An 18,840-nucleotide genomic window follows, 5' to 3' on the forward strand; every position below is an offset into this window, starting at 1 on the left:
CACGGCATCAACACCTCCCGGCAAAAACCGAAAAGTGTTACCTATGTGTCCGGTACAAATCGTCACCTATGTCTCGGGCCGCTCACAGGGTGATTCGATCTTTACCGAGCAAGCCTGACCTAGCGGCACCATATCTTTAGTGTTGGTGGTTAGAACCGCGCTTCCCTCCGGCGCGGCGAATACGAAATATGCGTCCCCTATCCGCCGGCATTCGTCCTTTGTCAAAGCGTCGTTCGGGTGATTGACCATCTTTCTTACGACTGCCCTTCGCTTGGTCGTCTCGTTCTTCTCTGGCGCACTTTTTAGGCCCTTTTGGATATTTTTTAGCCTTGACTTGTTTCCCGTCATTTCGAGCTGAACGCAGCAATTCGCCCCACGGCTGCACGCAGTTGGCCGCAGGTCGATCGAACCATTTTGTGCCGGGATATCCTTTAGTTCGTAGCACGGTAGCTGGTTTGTAACCGTCCCAAAGTTGCCGCGCTTATTCCAGGCATTCAGCGCGATCCGCTTTACCTCAACACCTAAGAAATCCGCCAGCGCCTTGTCTTCGGAATCCCCGTTTGACGAAGATGCCAAAATTACTTTCATTCCGACCTTATCAAGGAGTTTGTAGGCCTCTTTATACGCTTCAAGTGCCGTTGAAGTTCGATAGGTTCGCGGAGTTCTGGACATCCTATGTAGCTTGTCCAGCGTCTCCAAATGAGATTGCGTCTCACGAAACTTTTCGTACAACCAGGCAAAATTAGTCAGCGGCCCCTGCTTGAATTCCTTAAGCATATACTCGAAAAGCAGGATATCTGTGTATTTAGCGACGGCTCGCTTTGCAGCCGCGTTTTTGTCATCTGATTTTAGAGATAGGTCAGCAAATACGGACGTGTCTAATACCGCTGTCTGGTTACCCAATTGCTGACTGCTCGACATTCTCTCCATCCAAAAGAAGCGAGGCCAACTCATTTATAGATGGAGCGGGATGCGCACCCAAATTCGACTCAAGCCCATCCACCACGGCCATTGCTTTTTCAAAATCCAAATTCGGGGATTTCTTCAGATCGCTTATCGCCGTCTTCATGCATTGGATATGAGGTTGCGCCTCGGGTGCCACAGGTGCCGACGCTGCAATCTTGATCAGCCACCAGATAACGAGTGCAATCCCCTCGCCCATGTCGCGATGCTTTGCTAACGAGAAGACCGATCTCTTGGCATCCATAAATGCCAAATCTGCTTCGAAGTCTGCGCCTTCTTCCAGAGCCCGGGCTACCTTTTGCAATTGAAAGAAAGCTTCAGAGCAATCGGTAAGAAACAGGGCTGTTTTGGTTTTCTGAGTAACCTCGCTGTCATCATCAACGACATACAGCCTACTAGGATCAATTAACGCTCTGGGGCGATTTCCAAACGCCGCAACACCAGAAACGTCCAAGACCGAGAACGTCGCGCTCGGCAGGCCCCTCAAGACTACGCCGCCCGTAGGTGAATCGGTAGTGCGCGTCTCGGAACTTTCATACGCTGACATTCTAGCTACCCAGCTTCGACAATATCTTGTCCACGTCCCTTCGGACCACTCTCGCTACTGTATCCATCCAGTCCGATACCCTCAAGCCACTTCGCTCCATCTCTTTGACGGTGTACAAATCGACTTCGAGTGCGACGTAGATTTTCTCTTTGTCAACGTTTTCAATCTCTCGCACTCCCGGTCCGACGCTCAATTGGACCCGCTCGTTCTTAGGAGTGAGTCTGAAATGGTATCCAAGCTCTTTATCTTCAACCTGAATATGGATCGTAGGAAAAACCAACTCTGATTCGACGTTGAAATTCTTTCCAGAGACAGACGAAATAACGTTAAAATCTACAAAGAAACCGGCCATCTCTGATTTATTTTTAAACTCTTTTCTGTATTCGACTTTTGTTCCTAAACGTGTAATTTGCGCAATTCGGAGAACATCGGAGACCACGTCGAAAACATATTGAAGATCTCTCGTGTTCTTTCCGAAGTCCACCTTTGGATAGTGTTCTGTGACGTTAAGACGATCAATTCTAACCTCGACTGTTATCGAGTTGTTCAGCACAAATGTCAAAAGCGAGGGCTCACCCTTCGTCAGCACAAGGTCTTTGACGCCCTCCTGCAATTGGGTGGCGATGCGCCCCGCTTCGTCCCAAATGCGATAAGCGTTTGGGTAACGAATCTCGAAAGCGTAGTTATGCAACTCGAATGATGAAAGCGCTTCCAATTCAAGAGTCCCGGCTAAGCCCAGATTGTTGCGCAGACTTGCACGACTTTGTGACCGCAGCAATGCACCTGTTCGGGATCAGTCCCTCTCACAGCGGCGCCCGCCCTGGCTACCCGTACTGCTACCCGAGCCATGCGCCGCCTTGAGCTGGCGTTAGCGTGGATGTTGATTTTGCTATCAATTCGCGCCCGTTCCATGGAGCCAGCGCCTGTTTGAATGTTTGCTGCTCATACGCTGGAGGAGAAACTGTCGCAGCCGGCTGGTGTCGTTGAGGTCCGAACATCCATGTGACGTTATTCGCCAAATGCCTGGAATGAACCTTTGGCGTCCTTGGCATTGTAGACCCCAATGCAGTATTCTAGATTCCCGCCTTCAAGGGCATCGACGTCAGGTCATCCCCGATTTCCACAGGGTCCGCCCGTCTGGAGCGGTGGCACATCAGTTCAAACACATATACCCCAGCGGAAACCCATGGGAGTTTCCGTTGGAGCAGAAACGCACGACCGCCCCCTTCATCAATGGTTTATTTGGCGGCCTTATCGTCTTCGCCTGCGCGTTCGGTTTCCGTTTCCTGCTAAGTCCCGACCCCGATCCAACATCAAGAGCAACGACAAGCCTTTCAGTACTGGCCTTCGCCATTTGTTTCGGCGCAGCCTTCCTGCGCGAGCACCGGCGCCAGATTGCCGCCGCCAGAGAATATCTTAGCCGCCCAAGAACGTTTTAGGGCCACGCGTTCCGTCCCCGTCGGGGAACCACAAACGTCGCGTGAAATTGCCGGCTTAATCTGACGCCAGATTGCGCTTTGGCATCTCATACCAAGAGACGCCGAGCCCATTAGTGCCTAGCCCTTACAGCCTTCATTTCGGCCCCTCTCCGGCTCCGGGCCATTCAACAGCATTCGATTAAATTGCTCCTGTGTATATTAGCACTCGCTCAATTAAGCGCGCCGACAATGCCCCGTGCGGCGGGCCAAAAACCAAAGGGTGTTGTCATGCGAAGTGATTTCGCCGCGGCGCGCGAGCTTTTGGAGTGCGCACAAAACCGCCTCTGCGGCGCGGATGAAACGAGCCGACGCGTCAACGAGGCCCTCGACGCGCTGATTGAAGAAATAGCCATCGCGGAATTCCGCAAGGCGCCACTGACGGTCGTGCCGTTTCCGCGTGCGCGGCCGCCTAAGCATGCTCGGTAGAGCGCTGATCGCCCGCGTTGACGAAGAGCCGGCAACTGGTGTTTCCGCAATCGCCCGTTGGAGCGTCGTTGAACGACCAAGCCTTTGACGATAGAGTTGCCGGGCATTGGTGCTCTGAAACTCCGGAGCCGATCCATGTCACGCTGTGGAGATGTCTACGAGAACAAGGTGACCGGCGAATATGCGGTCATCCTGCGTGGCACCGAAGACCGCGGCCACGGACCTGGCATCGCTCATCTGACCGCCCGGCCGGGAGCCGCAGTGGTGGGCGAGCACTTCCACCCAAACCTGACGGAGCGGTTTGCCGTCCTCGGCGGCCGGCTCGACGCTCGCATGGCCGGGAAGACTTTGTCCCTGGGGCCCGGCCAATCCGCCACGGTCGAAGCAGGCGTCGCACATGATTGGTGGAACAGCAGCAAAACCGAAGAAGCGCATGTGCTGGTCGAAGTCGACCGGGCGCCAGGTGCAGACAATGTCGACCCGAACCGTTTCGAGCTGCTGATCGGCATGCTCTTCGGCCTGGCCAATGCCGGCAAGGTGGACAGAAAAGGCAGGCCTTCGCCGCTTCAGGCAGCGGTCATCGCCAGGGAATTTGCCGACGTGATCGTCTTCACGCACCCGCCACCTGCTATTCAGCGAGTGGCGCTGGGGATCCTGGCGCCACTTGGCCATCTGCTTGGCTATCGCGCGATCGACCCCGGCTACTGCAAGCCGCACGGGATGTCACGCCGGCGCCTGAAATCCTCGCTCGAGCAGGCCTACAGGCCGGGTGATCCGGGTCGATGCAGCGCGCCCGGCATTTTTTGTCGGCTGCCATACATAGGGCTCGCGGCAAGCTCAGGAAGCACTCGCGACCCGACCGGATATCGCGGCCCGGTCGAACGTGTTTCTCACCCTGACCGACTTGTAGACGTAGGCGACCCAGATCCCGGTCAGGACAAAAGAAACTGCGGGCATTACCAGCGCATCCCCTGCAAGCACCAAGCTCACAGGAGCGCTCATAACCGCTGAGATCCATGTCGTGTCCAGAATAAACACGATTGGTATTGCAAACCACTGATACAGGAACAGCTGCTTGAAACGGGAACTCCGCCGGAGCATTGCAACGAACACAACCAGCTGGAGCACCAGAAACGCCAGCAACAGGGCGACCTCGCCGTAGACCGCCAACGCGCCGTTGGGGAGCGTCATTAGCTGTCGATAGCCCCCGCTCGAAGAGAACAGCTCAGCCAGCGTGCGGAAAGGTGCCAAGCACTGTCCAATCGCCAGCAGCATAAGCCAGCCTCCAAAACCGACGAGAGCCGAAGGATCCTGTAATGGCTTTGCGGCTGACCGAACGGCAAAGAAAACGGGCACGCCGATCAGCAGCAGCAGTATAGCCCAATGCCAGATGGAAATCCGCATCCAATCCCTCCCTTGATGCCCGTTAAGGTTGTAGCAGATTTCAATCTCAACTCAAGAGGCAATATCGAGTGGAAGCGCTGCTTGCAAGATCCGTCAACACTATATTTCTGGCACGACACTTTCCGGCAGGATGCCATGTCGCGAACTCTGATCGTCGTTGGTCTCAGCATAGTCGCCATAGGCCTGCTGTGGCCTTGGTTGGCCCGCTCCGGCCTTGGCAGGCTGCCCGGCGATATCGTGATCGAGCGTGAGAACTTCAGGCTTTATGTCCCTATCACCACGGCGATACTGGTCAGCATCGTGCTCTCGGCCATTCTATGGCTGATCAACCGTTAGGCGATACTCCGGCTGCGGCGATTTGTGTTGCTGGTCCTACTCGCCCTTGATCGTCTTACACCCCAATCGCCGCCACCAATATCCGGTTCTGCCTGCGTATCGCCGTGCGCAATTCTGCAATCCTCGCCTCCTCGCGCTTCACGAACTCGATGAACATCATGTTCATGTTGTTGAAGATGAGTTCGCCGAGCGCGGGACCATCGATGTCGCGGCGCACCAGGCCGAGCGCCTGTAGCCTGGCGATCAGCGCGCGAATCTGCTCGGTCAGTGCCCGGTCGAGCGCCGTGTAGGCCTGGCCGAACGGGCTGTCCGGCAGTTGCGTCGAGATCGCCATCGCCTGCCGCCACATCTCCTTGCTGAGATAATGCAGCGAATGTTCGATATAGATGCCGAGCAGCGTATCGAGAGCGTCGCCGACATTGGCTGGCGGGTTGGCGACGACGCCGCGCCCGGCATTCAGCACCTCGTTGACCTCCATCGAAACGATCGCGCCGAGGATGTCGCCCTTGTTCTGGATGTATCGGAATGACCTACGGCAACATTGCTTTACCATCGATCGTGAGCGGAAACGATGCTCTCAGCGCCGTGGATTTCACGGGACAGCATTAGGTCGATCATATCAAGGATCTTCGTCCTTGCCTCCGGACTTTTCTCTGACGAGACATACTCTCGTTTCAACATATCCTGCAGACGATGAACGTCGGTGCCCCGTCTTCCATTTTGATCACCATTTTTCGAGAGATCTATTATTGTTCGCCCTGCTGCTTCCACAACTAGGTCGAGGACATCACAGGTCGCGCCTTCGAGCATGTGAAGCACCGCAAAACCGCTGTCCGCGTATGCCGGAGATCGTAAAAATTCGCGGGTTAGATCACGGTATCGCGCGACTTCATCAGGGTTAATGCGCCGGAACGCGTCAGCCGCTTGGCTGCGGACTTCTTTGTCTTCATCAGAAAAGAAACGCCTCAACAAAATATCGGGGCGATTAGCATGTTCCGCCCATGTCAGCACGTCTCCAGCGACGTCTGCCATCAACCTTCTATGGTCAACGCTCTTCGCACTCAGGTCGTCCGCATCTTGCGAGAATTCTGGGTGCCGGAAGCTTTCACCGAAAACGAACCAGGCCGCTATGAGTTCTTTGGTCCGATCCCCGCTTCCCAGAAGGTGCGAAATGAGTTCTCTGCCCAACTCAGGTAACCAACTCAGTACATAGGGGAACAGGCTGACACCCGTATGGGTAACAAGGGGCGCAAGGCGATTTATATGGGTCTCAATAGGCGAACCAGAAGCTATTCCCACGAGCTTTCTTAGTGTCGATTCAAATCGATTTTTGTCTGCATTGAACAAAGGCGTCAGCGGTTTCATCATGCAGCAGCGTACGCCAATGAGCATCTCTTGCTCAACGGCGATGTCCAAAGCATGCCAAACTGCGGACTCAAGTTTCGGCACGTGCCAGAGAACGGCTCCCAACGCCTCCCAAGCCCAACCGCGCACGCCGTTGATGCCTCGGATATGAAGACCGCCGCCCCGTTGAATCAAATGGTCGATGGTCAGCGTTTCACGCGCGACGCTAGTTGTGTCGGCATCGTCACTCTCGCTGGCTTCGCCATACATGGCATACCAGATCAAGGCATCTGCGATATCCGACGTTGCAGCTAAGTGCGGATGATTGATGAGGAGACGGGCGATTTCATTGCCGTATGGCCTTCCGTCGAGCTGATGTGCATGACGAATAGCGGTGATCAACCATTCGTCCAACGCGTTCTCCGCGTCGGCCAAACCTGACAATATGTGTCCGGCGTAGCTCTTATGGGCGGCTTCAGGAATTTGCAGCAGGAGCGCCGAAAATCGCTGGGGGTTTTTCTTGGTTGCTTCCTGGAGTTCGCCTGCCAACTGCCTCGCTCCTCCATCGACGAATACCCGACCGCGCCGCCTGTCTTCATCATTGTCATAACGCTCAATGGCAGAAAGCCAGTGACGGTCGGACATGCGTTCGCAACTGTGTCGTTTGATCGGAGAGCCAACAAAATGTGCTTCGACTTGCGATGGTTCATCGACCTGCCAACCGCGAAATTTCCTCCTGAGTTGTGAGAGCTGTAGCCTGCTTGTCTGGCTTAGGCGGTCCTCTCCAATTGTTTCCAGAATGCACCACCGTTTGTGGCCAGAGCGGTTCAATGCACGAAGTGCGCTCCCTCTTGTCCAAAACGGGCCTGTCTCTCCTGCCTCTTTGATGCGACGCAGTAACCGCGACGCGTATTCGATTTCTTCATTTTGCTGGGAGATACGATTTTCAATTAGACACCTTTGATCAGCGACAAGGTGAGGAAAAATTTCACGGCAGGCTGTAGCCAGCGACATCCAATCGGCCCCCTGCCAGCCTGATTCAAAGGCAAGCTTGTTGGCCACGAGGTTGGGCAGTCGCTCGGCCAGAGCGGTCGGATTTGCTTGGATGGTTTCCAAGTGGATGTGCATGAAGCACTCATGCTTGTCCGGATTCAACCGAGCTAGGAATTCGGCCGCGTCGGATGGATCCTTCTCCGCCACTTTCTTTAAGGCCGCGACGTAGACCCCCAGAAAATGGTCAAAGCCAAAGCGATTGCCTGAATAGCTTCTATAATTAAATGAATACCAGCTTGAGCCGGCTCGCCCTTCAGCTATCACCAAATCAACTGCGCGTGCCAAAGCGCCAGTGAAACCTATTGCAAGGGCTTTCGGAGCTTTCTTCAGTAGCTCCTCCAGTGAATACCCTTCGATGACCTTCTCCTGATCGCGATCAAATGGATTTTGACCAGGATGTTGGGCATACCAGGCATCGAAAATGGCCTCAATTAGCTGCCCGCATTTCTCCGGTGATTTTTCTCCCCAAACGTGAAGCAGCATCGTGATACGATCACGCCCGCGGTCTTTGAAAAGCTCCAGTGGGTGTGATGCGACAACATCGCAACAAAGCTGAAGGAGATCATCGTCGGATTGCTTCCGATGGACAAATCCGAACCAGCTTACCAATTGCTCCGCTTTTGCAGCGTCGCCGGCCCACCACCTGCGAAGCAGTTCACTAATTTCCCGCGGCCTCTCGCCTGCTATGCTGGACAACCACCAAAGAAGAGTATCCGTGCGCTTTTCCGATCGGCATTCCAGTTCTGTATAAATCCATTGCTTCGCGCTGAGGAAATCAAACCAAACGTGGCTTGATAGAACCGCGCGGCGAAACAGCTGGTTGTATTTATCCGGTAAGGTGTCGAGATCTTGAACGATTTCAAACTCACGGTCGGTCGGAGTTTCGATGGTCGTTAGCCACTGGCAAATGGCGAATTTGATGTGAAAACGGATCTTTTCACCGAACAGCAGCGATGACAATTCATCCGCATAACGCGAGAAATCATTCTGCCGGAGCGCCTCGAGAATTTGCCGGACTTGAGTCCGGCGGAATAGATGCTGTTCAGTCTCGCGAAGCATGTCGACCAAGCGCTGTTCGCGAAAGACAAAAGATCGTGCAAAGATATGATCGAAAAAACTCTCGTGAAAGAAATTCACTCGGCCACGCGACAGTACGATAAGCCCCTCGGAGGTCAGGACATCTATGGCCCTTGGGAAGGGGTCGAGGACCGAGATTGGTGCGTCAAGTTGCTGGCGCTTGCTCATCCATTCGCACATCGCTCCAAGAGCCTGTACGACCGTCCATGCGGGTTTAAGCGTTTTGGAGATGACCCGCTGTTTCTTTTCAATTAACTTTTCATGCAGAGCCGATCGAGATTGGAAAACGAGATGTTTCTCATCAATTTCCAAGAAAACCGCGAGATTGATGGGAAGTTCCAGGAGGCGACGCTGAGGTCCGGTCAATCGATCAACAGGGACATTCTTTGAGACTAAAATCGGCTCGACATCAGTGCCCCAACTGAAGAGCGGGACGTCAATTTGCTTGGCTCGCCGCAGTTCCTTCAACTGCTTCAGCCGTGGATCACTTTCGAGGTCAAAGGTCCTGCAAATCACCACGACCTTGATACTCTGAAAATTGTGAGCATCGGCAATCAGCCGGAATATGACCTCTTTGACCTTTCCATCTCGACCAGAGACTTCGCTGATAGCGTCAACTTGATCTATAATCAGGACAGATCGAGTAGATGGAAACGCACCTTTCAAGGTGCTCGCTGGACCTTCTTCCCGGCCGAATAGGTGCCTTCCGAGTTCTTCCCTGGTGCTACAATGCAGGCATTGATCGACCCGAAATGCTAGGTGCGGAATCCCGAATGATACCAAGTCGGATATTGCGGAACGGACGATTCCGGATTTTCCGGAGCCCGCCACGCCTGTCAGCAATATTAGCTCTGCACCGCTGGGATCGAGAATTTCCTGGATCAACAGGTGACTCTCGCTTCGTTGAATCACTTCCCCACCAGCGCCAAAAGGCACATAGGTGCCAAGATATGCCTCCGTTTCTTCTTTGAGCCTTTCTCCGATTGTTGGATCAAGCGCCCAATCCTTGATCGTCAGAACGCCGTTTTCCCTTATTAATGATCGCAGTGATGCGCCTGTCAGCAGCTTGTTGAAATTTTTCTCGGCAATATCTCGCAGGTTTGCAAAAGCACTCGCTCCGCCATTCAAAAAATAAAGATCGCCGAACGACTGGATCGTCCACTCCAAGGTTGTTTCTGAAATTGTTACTACATGGCTCCTCTGGAGCCACTCATACGCCGTGTCAGGCGTCGTCGCCCACTTTGCCAAGAGCTGTTGAAAGGCGTCGTTTTGGTCTTGCGACAGGGCGTCGAGGAATTGGCGCGTGCCATTTGCTAAGCGAGCCTTTTCCGTCAGCTTATGGAAAGTGCCAGCGTTATCTTGCGAAACAAAGTGACAATGAGCCGTGGCATCTTTGGATAAGCGGTTCGCAAACGCGCTCAAAATACCTTCACGGCCAAGGGCGCCGATCGCCCAATTTCCCCCAGGAGACGATATCTTAGTCTGATGCCACTCAGTGAGACCATCCCTCCTTATGCCGAATTCGAAGCCGTGGAATTCGGTATCGATATTTTCGAATTGAAGCCATTCAGCCTTCCCGCTGAGCACGTCCATCAGGGAACGAACAAGCCATTTCGCTTCATAGCGATTTCCAAGTTTGTCCGCGATGCCTCCAGGTATCATGTACGACAGTCCGCAACGATGATCGCTATTTTTAACAATAGAATCGGATCAATCGGGAACGGTAGGCGTACTGCTTAGGAAATGTCTATGACATGCAAGCCTGCGTGCGATCGAGATTGATGTTGACTGAGGCCTAGCGTCATTGATTTTAGCCGCTCCCGTACGGCCGGACCACGGCTTTAGCGTCCGGTCGTCGGTCCGAGGCCGACACTCGCCGCAGGGCTCGCTTTCACCCCTCACACCCCAATCGCCGCCACCAATATCCGGTTCTGCCTGCGTATCGCCGTGCGCAATTCTGCAATCCTCGCCTCCTCGCGCTTCACGAACTCGATGAACATCATGTTCATGTTGTTGAAGATGAGTTCGCCGAGCGCCGGACCATCGATGTCGCGGCGCACCAGGCCGAGCGCCTGTAACCTGGCGATCAGCGCGCGGATCTGCTCGGTCAGTGCCCGGTCGAGCGCCGTATAGGCCTGGCCGAACGGGCTGTCGGGCAGCTGCGTCGAGATCGCCATCGCCTGCCGCCACATCTCCTTGCTGAGATAATGCAGTGAATGTTCGATATAGATGCCGAGCAGCGTATCGAGAGCGTCGCCGACATTGGCTGGCGGGTTGGCAACGACGCCGAGCCCGGCATTCAGCACCTCGTTGACCTCCATCGAAACGATGGCGCCGAGGATGTCGCCCTTGTTCTGGTAGTAGTTGTAGATCGTGCCGACCGAGACTTCGGCCTGCGCGGCGATGGTTTCGATCTTGGCGCCTTCATAGCCGGCATCGCGGAAAAGCGCCGCCGCCGCCTCGATGATGCGGCGATGCCGATCCGCCTTCTGCCTTGCCCGCAATCCGCTCATAGCGGCTGTTTGCCACAAAAACAGAATTGACTCAATTTTAGAATTGGTTCAATTTTTGCTACAAGCCAAAAAGGCAAGGGAGAACACTCGATGTCCACCAAGCTGAAGACCTCCAATCCAATTACCAGAAACCCGCTTTCCGTTCTGAAGAGCCATCTCCAAGGCGCGTGCGCCGCCGCAGCACTGCTGCTGGCGGCTGGCAGCCTCGCTCAGGCGCAGGACCTCAACGCGCTGATCTGGTGCGATCACGCCGATCCGGCGCTGTTGCAGCCGTTCGAGGAGGCGAACGGCGTCAAGGTCAATGTCAAGGAGTTCGAAGGCACCGGCGCCGGCCTGGCGATCGTCGAACAGTCGCAGCCGGGCGACTGGGACGTGATGGTGATCGACAGCATCGACATACCGCGCGGCGTCGAAAAAGGCCTGTTCGAACCGCTACCGGAAGATAAGCTGCCGCTGGCCGATCTGTTTCCGCAGGTGAAGATGGATAGCTCCACCGTCGTCGACGGCAAGCGTTACGGCATCACCGAAAAGTTCGGCTACAACACGATCGGCTACAACAAGACCAAGGTCGACCCGGCCGACATGCAGTCGCTTGCCGCGCTGACCGGCGACAAATACAAGGGCAAGATCGCCATCTACGATTATTACCTGCCGGTCATCGGCATGGCCGCACTGGCGATCGGTAAGAAGACTGCGGAACTGACCGAAGCCGACCTTCCCGCCATCAAGGAAGAGCTGCTCAAAATGAAGGCCAACGCCAAGCTGGTCGGCGAAGTGACCGCCAGCCAGACGGCGCTGGCGACAGGCGAGGTCGACATACTGGTCGGCGGCGGCGAATGGGTGACGGCTGGGCTGGCCAAGGAAAACCCTGCCCTCGACTTCTCTATTCCGAAAGAAGGCGCGGTGCTGTGGTCGCAGTCGCTGGCAATGTTCAAGGATTCCAAGAACAAGGATCTGGCGCTTAAATTCATCCAGTACATTATGAGCCCCGAAGGGCAGGCGCGGCTCGCCACCTCGTCCTGCTATTGGGGCATGCCGGCCAACAACAAGGCGGCCCTGAGCGACGAGCAGAAGAAGATCCTGCGCTTCGACGAGCAGCCGGAATTCCTCGCCCGCGCCCAGGCCTATCCGGCGCCGAATGCCGATCTCGACAAGAAGATGCAGGACGTCTGGACCGAAATGCTGCAGGCGCAATGACCGGCTGCCGGTCGTGAACGCCGCCAACAGCGGGCGCGCCCTGCCCTGGGCGCTGGTCACGCCGGCGCTCGGCTGGACGTTGCTGTTCTTCGTGCTGCCCTTCGTCGCCATGGCGGTATCCAGCCTGACGGCGCATGAAGGCGGCGGCTTCACGCTGTCCAACTACAGCCAATTCTTTGCCAATCCGTCCTACTGGCAGGCGATGGTGAACTCGCTACAGGTCACAGCGATCGTCACCATTATCTCGGTGCTGCTTGCCTATCCCTTTGCCTGGATTCTGGCCGAACAGGTGCCGGAGCGCTGGCAGCGGCTGGCGCTGATGCTGGCGGTGCTGCCGTTCTGGACCTCCTACGTCGTGCGCTCCTATTCGTGGCTGCTGGTGCTGGCGCAGAACGGCGTCGTCAACCGGGCGCTAACCGGCTCCGGCCTGCTCGGCGAACCGCTGCAGCTCGCCAATACGCGGCTAGCGACCGTCACCGGCTTCGTGCATTTCTTCGTCATGCTGCTGACGCTGACGATCTTCGCCAATCTGAAGCAGCTCAGCCCCAGCTACCGCAAGGCCGCCGCCGACCTCGGCGCCGGGCCGGTTCGGACATTCCTGCATGTCGTTCTGCCGCTGACCTTGCCTGGCATCATGGTCGGCGCCTTCCTCACCTTTGTGCTGTGCATCGGCGACTACATCACGCCGCAGATCCTCGGCGGCAACAACGAGCTTTTGATGCCGCAACTCGTCATGATGCAGATCGGCCGGCGCGGCGACTTTCCCCTCGCCTCGGCGCTATCTATCATCCTGATGGCAGTGGTCACCATCGCCTACCTCGCCTGCGCCCGCTGGCTGAAGATCGAGCGGGCCTGACCATGCGCGCTTTCATCCGCCTCGTCTCCGGCCTTTACGCCATCGCAATCTACGGCTTCATCTTTCTGCCGGTCGTCGTTCTGGTGCTGTTTTCGCTGCAGGCAACCTCGTTTCCGATCCCGCCCTTCACCGGGCCGTCGCTGCGCTGGTACGAGGCCGTGCTCGCCGACACGCGGCTGATTTCGGCGCTGGTCAATTCGCTGCTGGTGGCGGTCGTCTCCTCGGCTGTCGCCGTCACGCTCGGCTTTCTCTCCGCCTGGGGTTTTGCGCGCTTCGCCTTGCCGGGCTCGGGCCTGATGCGCGGGCTGATCACCTTGCCCTTGACCGTCAGCTATCTCATCATCGGCATGGGGCTGCTGGTGCTGTTCAACTGGACCGGCGTACCGAAGTCTCTACTTGCCGCAGGCATCGGCCATGTCGTGATCAACCTGCCGCTCTGCTTTGCCATCATCTACAGCCAGATGGGCGATCACCAGATCAACATCGAGCGCGCCGCGCGCGATCTCGGCGCTCCCGAATGGAAGGTGCTGCTTTTGATCACGGTGCCTGTCATGGCGCCGGCGATCTTCGCCGGTTTCTTCCTGTCGATGACCTTCTCCTGGGACGAATTCGTCATCTCGTTCCTGTTGACGCGCTTCGACACGACGCTGCCGGTCGAGATCTGGAACCTGCTGCGCTCCGGCCTCAATCCGAAGACCAACGCCGTCGGCTCGCTGGTCTTCGCCGTCTCCATCGTACTGGTGATATTGTTCGAGCTGATGCTGTTGCGGAGGAAGCCGGCATGAGTGCGCCACTGGTCGACATAAGCTCCGTCTCGCATCGCTTCGGCCAGCACACGGTGCTGAAGAACGTCTCGCTGACGATCGAGCCTGGCAGCTACACGATCCTGCTCGGGCCTTCCGGCTCCGGCAAGACGACGCTTCTGTCCATCCTCGGCGGCTTCGTCACGCCGAGCGAGGGCAAGGTGCTGATTCGCGGCGAGGACTGCACCGCCGTGCCACCGGCGAAGCGGCCGACGACGACCGTATTCCAGGATTATGCGCTGTTCCCGCATATGAGCGTCGGCAGCAATGTCGGGTTCGGGCTGCGCATGCGGGGTGTCGATGGAGCAACCCGGGCAGCAAGGGCGCGCGAGGCGCTCGCGCTGGTTGGGCTGGCCACTGCCTTCGACAAGAAGCCGCATCAGCTTTCGGGCGGTCAGCGGCAGCGCGTGGCGCTGGCGCGCGCCCTGGTGGTCGAGCCGGCGGTGCTCCTGCTCGACGAGCCGCTCGGCGCGCTCGACCTGAAATTGCGCCGGCAGATGCAGGATGAATTGAAGGCGATCCAGAAACGCGTCGGCACCGCCTTCATCCACGTCACCCACGACCAGGAAGAGGCGATGGCGCTGGCCGATCATTGCGTGGTGATGAATGACGGGCGCATCGAGGACGAAGGACCGCCCGAGCGCGTCTATGCACGGCCGGCGACGCGCTTTTCCGCGACCTTCATGGGCGAAAGCACGCTGATATCGGGAACGGTGACCAACGCGAAGAGCGGCAAAATCACCGTCACCACGAAGCTTGGGTCGCTCTCCGTGCCCGGCACATTGCCGGCCGGCTCGACCGTTGCGCTGGCCGTCCGGCCGGAGCATCTTGTCCTCGGCGCTGCCGGCGGTGCTGTCGCGCTCGGTACGGCCAAGGTCAGCGACGTCGTCTTCCATGGCAGCTTCAAGCGTGTGCTGGGGACCTCCACGACCGACCCGGCGCTGCATTTCATCGCCAAGGTTCCCTCGGCATCGGCAGTCCAGCCGGGCGACGTGGTCGCGGTATCGTACGATGCTGGCGACATCATCCTGCTTGCGGACTGAACATGAGCACGCCTCCAACCATCGACGCCGGCCACTGGTACGAAACCATCCGCATGGGCGATGGCGTGACGCTGATCCACGAGCCGTGGATCAAGCCGTTCTTCCGCTGCAACATCTGGCATGTGCGCGGCCGCGACCGCGATCTTCTGTTCGACACCGGCCTTGGCCATTTCAGCCTGCGCCGCCACGTGCCGCTGCTGACGGAGCGCAAGCTCACCTGCGTGGCCAGCCACACGCATTTCGACCATATCGGCTGCCATCACGAATTTCCCGACCGCTGCGTGCACCCGGCCGAGGCCGGGATCCTCGCCGACCCGCGCAACGAATGGACGGTTGCCGACCGCTATGCCACCGACGAGATGTTCGACGGCATGCCGCAAGGCTGGGACACGAAGCGCTACCGGATCCTGCCCGCACCAGCCGGCCGGTTGCTCGAGCAAGGCGATATCCTCGATCTCGGCGACCGTGCCTTCGAGGTTATCCACACGCCCGGCCATTCACCCGGCGGCATTGCGCTCTACGAAAACAGGACGGGCATCCTGTTTTCCGGCGACATCGTCTATGACGGCCCGCTGATCGACGACGTCTATCACTCCGATATCGACGATTATGTCGAAACGCTGCTGCGCATGCGCGATCTCGATGTCTCGGTCGTGCATGGCGGCCATTTCCCGAGCTTCGGGAGAGTCCGCTATCGCCAGCTTGTCGACGAGTATCTCGCGCAAAAGCGCCAGGCCGGCTGTCATCTGCTCGCCCGTTAAGGACCAGCGTAGTAACGTCAAAGCGCCCTTTGCGGACAGGGTGTCCCCGCCGCGTCGCCGCAGCGTGAGGCGGTGGGCTCGGGTCTGAAACTCTTTTCCTCCGACTGGCGCACCAGTTCCGCGAAAGCCAGGGCAAAACTTGCCAGCATCAGGAAGACAATAATCAAGCGTGCCAGCGGCAATAGATCGGCCTCGACTGGTTAGCCCCCACGCCGCCCGTCCGCTGCCGGCTAACATGATCGATCCAGCTTTACGAGAGTTTAAAGCGGGCCTTAACCATCACATCATTTTGTCCTCCGACACGATGCGCGAGTGCGCCCTGTTCGGCCGCCATATCAAGACACCTCCCTCCCTTTGCAGAAATGCCCACCCATGCTAACCCGGCGCTGGCGCGGCCCAGCAACCGGTCGCCGCCAATCGGTCGCCAAACGGTCGTCGCCAATCGGTTGTCGTTGAGAGCCATGAGCAAAACCGCCAGCCGTTTCGCCTTCGTCTCATCCGGTACAGCCGACGCCAATGCGGCGCTGGAAAGCCTTTCTGCGCGTTACGGCCAGGCATCCGTCGAAGAAGCTGGGATCGTCGTGGCGCTCGGCGGCGACGGCTTTCTGCTGCAGACCCTGCGTGAGACGATGAGCACGGGAAAGAAGGTCTACGGCATGAACCGTGGCACCATCGGTTTCCTGATGAACGAATACCGCGCCAGCGGCTTGACCGGGCGCATCGCGGCGGCCGTTGCCGAAACGATCCGTCCGCTGGAGATGCAGGCAGTTACGGCGGAGGGCGAGACGATTTCGGCGCTGGCGATCAACGAGGTCGCGCTTTGGCGCCAGTCCTACCAGACCGCCAAGATCCGCATCACCGTGGATGGGCAAGAGCGGCTGGAGGAATTGCACTGCGACGGCGTGATGATTGCGACGCCGGCCGGCTCGACCGCGTACAATCTGTCCGCGCACGGGCCGATCCTGCCGCTCGACGCTCCGCTGCTGGCGCTGACCCCGGTCAGCCCGTTTCGTCCGCGCCGCGGGCGCGGCGCGCTGCTCTCCAACAAGGCGAGCGTGCGTTTCGACATTCTGGAGCCGGAAAAGCGGCCGGTGAACGCCGCCGCCGACCACACCGAGGTCAAGGCGGTGACGACGGTCACGGTAAGGGAATCGCCGACGGCAACGGCGACGCTGCTGTTCGATCCCAATCATTCGTGGAACGAGCGCATTCTCGCCGAACAGTTCAGGTATTGAGCGGGCGCGGCAGCCACTGCGTAAATTAAGCATCGCGATTAAGGTTACGACTTCACAATCGTGCCAATGCCGCCCGTTTGTGTTGACAAATCGTGGGCTTGCGCCTACCTGCAATACCAATCTTGCAGGCGCGCGGCGCTTGCCGCGACTGCTTACGTTGCGCCCCCGAACCAGCCAAAGACCGCCAAACTTGTCCTCAGACACCCAGATCGCTCAAGAAGCGTTGACCTTCGCAGACCTCGGCCTGTCGCCGAAGGTCCTTTCCGCAGTTACCGATGCCGGCTACACCGAGCCGACGCCGATCCAGGCTGGTGCTATCCCGCACGCCTTGCTCGGCAAGGATGTGCTGGGCATTGCCCAGACCGGCACCGGCAAGACGGCGTCCTTCGTCCTGCCGATGCTCACCCGGCTGGAAAAGGGCCGCGCCCGCGCCCGCATGCCGCGCACGCTGATCCTCGAGCCGACGCGCGAGCTCGCCGCGCAGGTCGAGGAAAACTTCGTCAAATACGGCAAGAACCACAAGCTCAACATCGCGCTGCTGATCGGCGGCGTGTCCTTCGACGAGCAGGACAAGAAGCTCGAGCGCGGCGCCGACGTGCTGATCGCGACGCCAGGCCGCCTGCTCGACCATCGCGAACGCGGCAAGCTCCTGCTCAACGGCGTCGAGATCCTCGTCATCGACGAGGCCGATCGCATGCTCGACATGGGCTTCATTCCCGATATCGAGCGCATCTGCGAAATGATCCCGTTCACCAGGCAGACGCTGTTCTTCTCGGCGACGATGCCACCGGAAATCACCAAGCTCACCGAGAAATTCCTGCACGCGCCGGTGCGCGTCGAAGTGTCGAAGGCAGCATCGGCCGCCACCAACATCACCCAGCGGCTGGTGAAATCCGGGCCAAAACCCTGGGACAAGCGCGAGACGCTGCGCAATCTGATGAAGGCCGAGGATGCCGAGCTGAAGAACGCCATCATCTTCTGCAACCGCAAGGTCGAGGTGTCGGAGCTGTTCCGTTCGCTGCTCAAATATGATTTCGACGCCGGCGCTCTGCACGGCGACATGGACCAGCGCGCGCGCATGCAGATGCTGGCCAATTTCCGTGACGGCAAGCTGCGGTACCTCGTCGCTTCGGACGTCGCGGCGCGCGGCCTCGACATTCCCGACGTCAGCCATGTCTTCAACTACGACGTGCCGATCCACGCCGAGGATTATGTCCACCGCATCGGCCGCACCGGCCGCGCCGGACGCTCCGGCAAATCCTTCACCATCGCGACCAAATCGGACACCAAATACATCGACGCCATCGAACGGCTGATCGGCACCAAGATCGAGTGGCATGACGGCGACCTGTCGACAGTCGTCGCCAGCGAGGGCGGCGAGGACGAGGCCCCGCGCCGTGGCCGTGGTGCGCCACGCCGCGCCGGGCGTAAGGACGACGCCAAGGACAGGGGCGAGCGCAAGCCGCGTGAACGCCACGCCAAGCGCAGCGAAGAAGCAGCGCCGGAAGCGGTTAGCGAGGAACAGCCGGTCGTGGCCGAAGCCGCCGTCGCCGATATTGGCGAGCGGCGTACCCGCAAGGAGGCGATCCGCTCGGAAAACAGCGAGCGCCAGGCTTCACCTGAACGGAAGGCTTCCCCCGATCGCAACGAACGGCGCGCGCCCGAACGCGGCGACACCAGGCCGCAGCGCGAGCGCCCTGCCCGCCAGCGCCAGGAAGACAATGACGCGACCGTCGGCTTCGGCGACGACATGCCGGCCTTCATGCGGATCGTCGCCAAGGTCTGATATCCAGCTTGCGCGTCC

General features: G+C 58.1%; 17 protein-coding genes and 1 pseudogene. 11 read left to right on the forward strand and 7 right to left on the reverse strand.

What is annotated here, in order from left to right; all coding sequences use genetic code 11:
• Positions 1-66 precede the first annotated feature (66 nt).
• The 3 genes from NKH80_RS17705 to NKH80_RS17715 form a co-directional block, all read right to left on the reverse strand.
• A complete protein-coding gene (locus NKH80_RS17705) occupies positions 67-921 on the reverse strand; it encodes a hypothetical protein (RefSeq protein ID WP_352992735.1) in 855 nt (284 codons plus the stop codon).
• Positions 896-1,450 carry a hypothetical protein gene (locus NKH80_RS17710; RefSeq protein ID WP_352992737.1) on the reverse strand — a complete coding sequence of 185 codons (555 nt, stop codon included), beginning with the start codon at positions 1,448-1,450 and terminating at the stop codon, positions 896-898. Before NKH80_RS17710 ends, NKH80_RS17705 begins: the two co-directional genes overlap by 26 nt.
• A 61-nt stretch (positions 1,451-1,511) precedes the next feature.
• A complete protein-coding gene (locus NKH80_RS17715; RefSeq protein ID WP_352992739.1) occupies positions 1,512-2,225 on the reverse strand; it encodes a hypothetical protein in 714 nt (237 codons plus the stop codon).
• Between the two features lie 484 nt (positions 2,226-2,709).
• Between NKH80_RS17715 and NKH80_RS17720 the strand changes: the two genes are divergently transcribed.
• The 3 genes and pseudogenes from NKH80_RS17720 to NKH80_RS17730 all read left to right on the forward strand — a co-directional run.
• Positions 2,710-2,949, forward strand: coding sequence for a hypothetical protein (locus NKH80_RS17720; protein ID WP_352992741.1), 240 nt, complete (start codon positions 2,710-2,712; stop codon positions 2,947-2,949).
• A 267-nt stretch (positions 2,950-3,216) separates the two neighbouring features.
• Positions 3,217-3,414 (forward strand): hypothetical protein, encoded by a 198-nt coding sequence (locus NKH80_RS17725; protein ID WP_352992742.1) that lies wholly within the window; start codon positions 3,217-3,219, stop codon positions 3,412-3,414.
• Positions 3,415-3,549: 135 nt separating this feature from the next.
• Positions 3,550-3,798: pseudogene (locus NKH80_RS17730) on the forward strand (cupin domain-containing protein); the annotation flags it as partial.
• Between the two features lie 453 nt (positions 3,799-4,251).
• On the opposite strand, the gene NKH80_RS17735 reads toward NKH80_RS17730, so the two are convergent.
• Complete coding sequence (locus NKH80_RS17735) at positions 4,252-4,818, reverse strand: DUF2569 family protein (protein WP_352689930.1); 567 nt, start codon at positions 4,816-4,818, stop codon at positions 4,252-4,254.
• 135 nt (positions 4,819-4,953) lie between these two features.
• Here NKH80_RS17735 and NKH80_RS17740 point away from each other — a divergent pair, with 135 nt between their 5' ends.
• Positions 4,954-5,154, forward strand: coding sequence for a DUF2905 domain-containing protein (locus NKH80_RS17740; protein WP_254817120.1), 201 nt, complete (start codon positions 4,954-4,956; stop codon positions 5,152-5,154).
• 55 nt (positions 5,155-5,209) lie between these two features.
• On the opposite strand, the gene NKH80_RS17745 is transcribed toward NKH80_RS17740, so the two are convergent.
• From NKH80_RS17745 to NKH80_RS17755, 3 genes are all read right to left on the reverse strand, one after another.
• A complete protein-coding gene (locus tag NKH80_RS17745; protein ID WP_352992743.1) occupies positions 5,210-5,632 on the reverse strand; it encodes a TetR/AcrR family transcriptional regulator in 423 nt (140 codons plus the stop codon).
• Between the two features lie 68 nt (positions 5,633-5,700).
• Positions 5,701-10,290 carry an AAA family ATPase gene (locus tag NKH80_RS17750; RefSeq protein WP_352992744.1) on the reverse strand — a complete coding sequence of 1,530 codons (4,590 nt, stop codon included), beginning with the start codon at positions 10,288-10,290 and terminating at the stop codon, positions 5,701-5,703.
• A 236-nt stretch (positions 10,291-10,526) separates the two neighbouring features.
• On the reverse strand, positions 10,527-11,141 hold the full coding sequence (locus NKH80_RS17755) for a TetR/AcrR family transcriptional regulator (RefSeq protein WP_352992745.1): 615 nt from the start codon (positions 11,139-11,141) through the stop codon (positions 10,527-10,529).
• 90 nt (positions 11,142-11,231) lie between these two features.
• Here NKH80_RS17755 and NKH80_RS17760 point away from each other — a divergent pair, with 90 nt between their 5' ends.
• The 7 genes from NKH80_RS17760 (at position 11,232) to NKH80_RS17790 (ending at position 18,822) form a co-directional block, all read left to right on the forward strand.
• On the forward strand, positions 11,232-12,338 hold the full coding sequence (locus tag NKH80_RS17760; RefSeq protein ID WP_352992746.1) for a polyamine ABC transporter substrate-binding protein: 1,107 nt from the start codon (positions 11,232-11,234) through the stop codon (positions 12,336-12,338).
• Positions 12,339-12,351: 13 nt separating this feature from the next.
• Entirely contained in the window at positions 12,352-13,194 is an 843-nt protein-coding gene (locus NKH80_RS17765; protein ID WP_502900967.1) for an ABC transporter permease, read from the forward strand.
• Between the two features lie 2 nt (positions 13,195-13,196).
• Positions 13,197-13,979, forward strand: a complete 783-nt coding sequence (locus tag NKH80_RS17770; protein ID WP_352992748.1) for an ABC transporter permease — start codon at positions 13,197-13,199, stop codon at positions 13,977-13,979.
• Complete coding sequence (locus NKH80_RS17775) at positions 13,976-15,040, forward strand: ABC transporter ATP-binding protein (protein ID WP_352992751.1); 1,065 nt, start codon at positions 13,976-13,978, stop codon at positions 15,038-15,040. The genes NKH80_RS17770 and NKH80_RS17775 overlap by 4 nt, the downstream gene beginning before the upstream one ends.
• A 2-nt stretch (positions 15,041-15,042) precedes the next feature.
• Positions 15,043-15,801: an MBL fold metallo-hydrolase gene (locus NKH80_RS17780; protein WP_352477472.1), complete on the forward strand. Its 759-nt coding sequence runs from the start codon at positions 15,043-15,045 to the stop codon at positions 15,799-15,801.
• Between the two features lie 461 nt (positions 15,802-16,262).
• The gene (locus tag NKH80_RS17785) at positions 16,263-17,036 is read left to right on the forward strand and encodes an NAD kinase (RefSeq protein ID WP_352992753.1); all 774 of its coding nucleotides are present in this window, start codon (positions 16,263-16,265) and stop codon (positions 17,034-17,036) included.
• 190 nt (positions 17,037-17,226) lie between these two features.
• Complete coding sequence (locus tag NKH80_RS17790; RefSeq protein WP_352477469.1) at positions 17,227-18,822, forward strand: DEAD/DEAH box helicase; 1,596 nt, start codon at positions 17,227-17,229, stop codon at positions 18,820-18,822.
• The last annotated feature ends 18 nt before the right edge of the window (positions 18,823-18,840 follow it).

The organism is Mesorhizobium sp. M0904, from assembly GCF_040319475.1.
Lineage (GTDB): Bacteria > Pseudomonadota > Alphaproteobacteria > Rhizobiales > Rhizobiaceae > Mesorhizobium.

What these genes read in the sequence shown, in the direction of transcription:
- NKH80_RS17705 (WP_352992735.1), bottom strand. Translation starts at nt 921, where the DNA reads ATGTCGAGCAGTCAGCAATTGGGTAACCAGACAGCGGTATTAGACACG.
- NKH80_RS17725 (WP_352992742.1), top strand. Translation starts at nt 3,217, where the DNA reads ATGCGAAGTGATTTCGCCGCGGCGCGCGAGCTTTTGGAGTGCGCACAA.
- NKH80_RS17735 (WP_352689930.1), bottom strand. Translation starts at nt 4,818, where the DNA reads ATGCGGATTTCCATCTGGCATTGGGCTATACTGCTGCTGCTGATCGGC.
- NKH80_RS17740 (WP_254817120.1), top strand. Translation starts at nt 4,954, where the DNA reads ATGTCGCGAACTCTGATCGTCGTTGGTCTCAGCATAGTCGCCATAGGC.
- NKH80_RS17745 (WP_352992743.1), bottom strand. Translation starts at nt 5,632, where the DNA reads ATGGAGGTCAACGAGGTGCTGAATGCCGGGCGCGGCGTCGTCGCCAAC.
- NKH80_RS17750 (WP_352992744.1), bottom strand. Translation starts at nt 10,290, where the DNA reads ATGATACCTGGAGGCATCGCGGACAAACTTGGAAATCGCTATGAAGCG.
- NKH80_RS17755 (WP_352992745.1), bottom strand. Translation starts at nt 11,141, where the DNA reads ATGAGCGGATTGCGGGCAAGGCAGAAGGCGGATCGGCATCGCCGCATC.
- NKH80_RS17760 (WP_352992746.1), top strand. Translation starts at nt 11,232, where the DNA reads ATGTCCACCAAGCTGAAGACCTCCAATCCAATTACCAGAAACCCGCTT.
- NKH80_RS17770 (WP_352992748.1), top strand. Translation starts at nt 13,197, where the DNA reads ATGCGCGCTTTCATCCGCCTCGTCTCCGGCCTTTACGCCATCGCAATC.
- NKH80_RS17775 (WP_352992751.1), top strand. Translation starts at nt 13,976, where the DNA reads ATGAGTGCGCCACTGGTCGACATAAGCTCCGTCTCGCATCGCTTCGGC.
- NKH80_RS17780 (WP_352477472.1), top strand. Translation starts at nt 15,043, where the DNA reads ATGAGCACGCCTCCAACCATCGACGCCGGCCACTGGTACGAAACCATC.
- NKH80_RS17785 (WP_352992753.1), top strand. Translation starts at nt 16,263, where the DNA reads ATGAGCAAAACCGCCAGCCGTTTCGCCTTCGTCTCATCCGGTACAGCC.